General features: G+C 67.8%; 3 protein-coding genes. 1 reads left to right on the top strand and 2 read right to left on the bottom strand.

Annotation, left to right across the window (positions count from 1 at the left end):
* Positions 1-1,270 (bottom strand): serine--tRNA ligase (gene serS, locus ACIQ3R_RS16840; RefSeq protein ID WP_397420008.1); only part of this gene is annotated, 1,270 nt, incomplete at its 3' end.
* Positions 1,271-1,411: 141 nt separating this feature from the next.
* Between serS and ACIQ3R_RS16835 the strand changes: the two genes are divergently transcribed.
* On the top strand, positions 1,412-2,965 hold the full coding sequence (locus ACIQ3R_RS16835) for an AMP-binding protein (RefSeq protein WP_397420007.1): 1,554 nt from the start codon (positions 1,412-1,414) through the stop codon (positions 2,963-2,965).
* Positions 2,966-2,973: 8 nt separating this feature from the next.
* Here ACIQ3R_RS16835 and ACIQ3R_RS16830 read toward each other — a convergent pair.
* Positions 2,974-3,076 (bottom strand): hypothetical protein (locus ACIQ3R_RS16830; protein WP_397420009.1); only part of this gene is annotated, 103 nt, incomplete at its 5' end.

The following is a 3,076-nucleotide window of genomic DNA, read 5'->3' as shown; positions in this document are numbered from 1 at the left end:
CCCCGATGTGCGTCACGCCCGGCATGTAGGGGTGCAGGGCCTGGGGGATGGCGATGCGGCCGTTCTCGTCCTGATAGTTCTCGAGGATCGCCACCAGGGTGCGGCCCACGGCGAGGCCCGAGCCGTTCAGCGTGTGGACGAACCGCGATCCCTTCTCGCCAGCCTTCTTGGCGCGGGCGTCCATGCGACGGGCCTGGAAGTCGCCGCAGTTCGAGCAGGAGCTGATCTCGCGGTACTTGCCCTGGCTCGGCAGCCAGACCTCAAGGTCATAGGTCTTGCGCGCGCCGAACCCCATGTCGCCGACGCAGAGCAGCATGGTGCGGAACGGCAGCTCCAGCCGCTTCAGCACCGCCTCGGCGCACCCCACCATCCGCTCATGCTCGGCCTCGGACGCTTCGGGGGTCACCACCGACACAAGCTCGCACTTCATGAACTGATGCTGTCGGATCATCCCGCGCGTATCCCGTCCCGACGCGCCGGCCTCCGAGCGGAAGCACGGGGTCAGGGCCGTGAAGCGCATCGGCAGCTCTTCCTCGGCCACCAGCTGGCCCATCACCAGGCTGGTGAGCGGCACCTCGGCGGTCGGAATCAGCCAACGGCCATCCGTCGTCCGGAACAGGTCGTCGCCGAACTTGGGCAGCTTGTCGGTGCCATAAGCCGCCGCATCGTTGACCAACAGCGGCGGCGAGACCTCCAGATAGCCGTGCTCCTGGGTCTGCATGTCGAGCATGAACTGGCCGAGCGCCCGCTCCAGCCGCGCCATCTGGCCCTTCAGCACCGTGAAGCGCGCGCCGCTCATCCGCGCGGCGGCTTCGAAATCGATGAGCCCCAGGGCCTCGCCGAGATCGACATGGTCCTTGGGGTTCTGGATCGCGAACGGTTCGCCCCAGCGGCGCACCTCGACATTGTCGTGCTCATCCGCGCCCGGCGGCACGTCCGGCGCCGGGATGTTGGGCAGCGACGAGAGGATGTCCTTCAACGCCTCGCCCGCCATCCGCTCGGCCTCGGCCTGTTCGGTCAGCACGCCCTTCAGCGCGTCGACGCGCGCCATCAGCGCCTGGGCCGCCGCTTCGTCCTTGCGGGCCTTGGCCTGGCCGATCTGCTTGGAGGCGTCGTTGCGTTCGGCCTGCGCCGCCTGACCGGCGGTCTGGGCGGCGCGCAGCTGGGCATCCAGCGCCAGGATCTCGGCCACCCGGCCTGCGGACCCCTTCGCCGACCACGCGCGCTCGTAGACGTCAGGGGTCTCGCGAATGGCTCGGATATCGTGCATGGGCGCCGCTTGCGGGGGGAGAACCGGGGTTCTCTAGAGCGCGTCGGCGCGGGGGCCAAGTGCGGCGGGCTCCGCTCACGCATCGTGTCCGATCTTTTCAGCACGGCTGCGGATCACTACGTTCCAGCCCAACGACAGAATATGGGAGGCGGGCCCTTGGCCGCATTCGACAGCGCCCCGGCGCAGTCTTCGATCTTCGACGCTCTGGTGGCGGCGGCCAAGGAACACGGCTCCAAGAAGCCGATCCTGGAGGATCAGGAGCGCAATCCGCTCTCCTATCTCGACGTGATCCGCGCCGCCTTCGCGCTGGGCCGCAAGATCGCGGGCTTCACCGCAAAAGGTGAGCGGGTGGGCGTGATGCTGCCGTCCAGCAATGGAGGCGTCGTCACCTTCTTCGCGCTGCACGCCTTCGGTCGCGTGCCGACCATGCTCAACTTCACCTCCGGCATCCGTAACCTGCGCGGCGCCTGCGAGCTGGCGGGCATCAAGACGGTGCTCACCTCGCACCGCTTCGTCGAACAGGGCAAACTGCACGACCTGATCGACGCTCTGGAGAGCATCACCAACGTCGTCTACCTGGAGGACGTTCGTAAGAAGATCGGGCTGCCCGACCGGCTCTATGCGGCGGCGGCGGGCGCCATGCCGAGCCGGTTCCGCACGGCGACGTCGCTCTCCGATCCCGGCGTCATCCTGTTCACGTCCGGCAGTTTCGGCGTCCCGAAGGGCGTGGTGCTGAGCCAGGAGAACCTGCTGGGCCATGTCCGCCAGATCCTCGCCCACATCGATTTCGACCGGAACTGGGTGTTCTTCAACCCGCTGCCGATCTTCCACGTCTTCGGGCTCACCGGCGGCTTCCTGCTGCCGATCCTGGGGGGCATGAAGGCCGTCCAGTACCCCTCGCCGCTGCACATCAAACAGATTCCGCCGATGGTGAAGGACACCAAGGCCGACATCCTGTTCGCCACCGACACCTTCGTGAACCAGTACGCCCGGTCGGCTGAGCCCGACGAGCTCGCGGGCCTGAAGTTCGTGGTCTGTGGGGCCGAGAAGGTGCGGGACGAGACCCACAAGCTGATCACCGAGAAGTTCGGCCCGATCCCGCTGCTGGAGGGCTACGGCGCGACCGAGGCCTCGCCCGTGATCGCGGTCAACAAGCCGAACGACAATCGCGTGGGCACGGTCGGCGGTCTCCTGCCCGGCATCGAGACCCGCCTGGAGCCGGTGGAAGGCATCACCGGCGGCGGCAAGCTGCTGGTGCGCGGCGTCAACATCATGGCCGGCTATCTGAACGCCGACGGCAGCGTCACCCCGCCGGAGGGCGGCTGGCACGACACCGGCGACGTGGTGTCGATCAGCGATGACAAGTGGCTCAAGATCCTCGGTCGGGTGAAGCGCTTCGCCAAGGTCGGCGGCGAGATGGTGTCGCTGACCGCCGCTGAAGACCTGGCGTCGGCGGTGTGGCCCGACTCGCGGCACGCCGTGGTCGCCCAGCCCGATTCGAAGAAGGGCGAGCGTCTGGTGCTGGTCACCGACCGGCAGGACGCCGATGCAGCCCAGATCGTGGCCTACGCCAAGTCGGTCGGAGCCCCCGAGATCGCCGTGCCCCGCCGCATTCTGAAGGTGCCCGAGATCCCCGTCATGGGCACCGGCAAGACCGACTACGTGGCGCTGCAGCGGATTGTCGACGCGGAGTAGCCGCTCACTCAGATGTGCAGCACCTTGCCGTAGGCGTCGAGGGCGCTCTCGTGCATGGCCTCGCTCATGGTCGGGTGCGGGAAGACCGTGGCGTGGAGGTCGGCTTCGGTG

This window comes from Phenylobacterium sp. (assembly GCF_044371015.1).
Taxonomy (GTDB): Bacteria; Pseudomonadota; Alphaproteobacteria; order Caulobacterales; family Caulobacteraceae; genus Phenylobacterium.
This window is presented reverse-complemented; position numbering and strand designations above follow the sequence as displayed.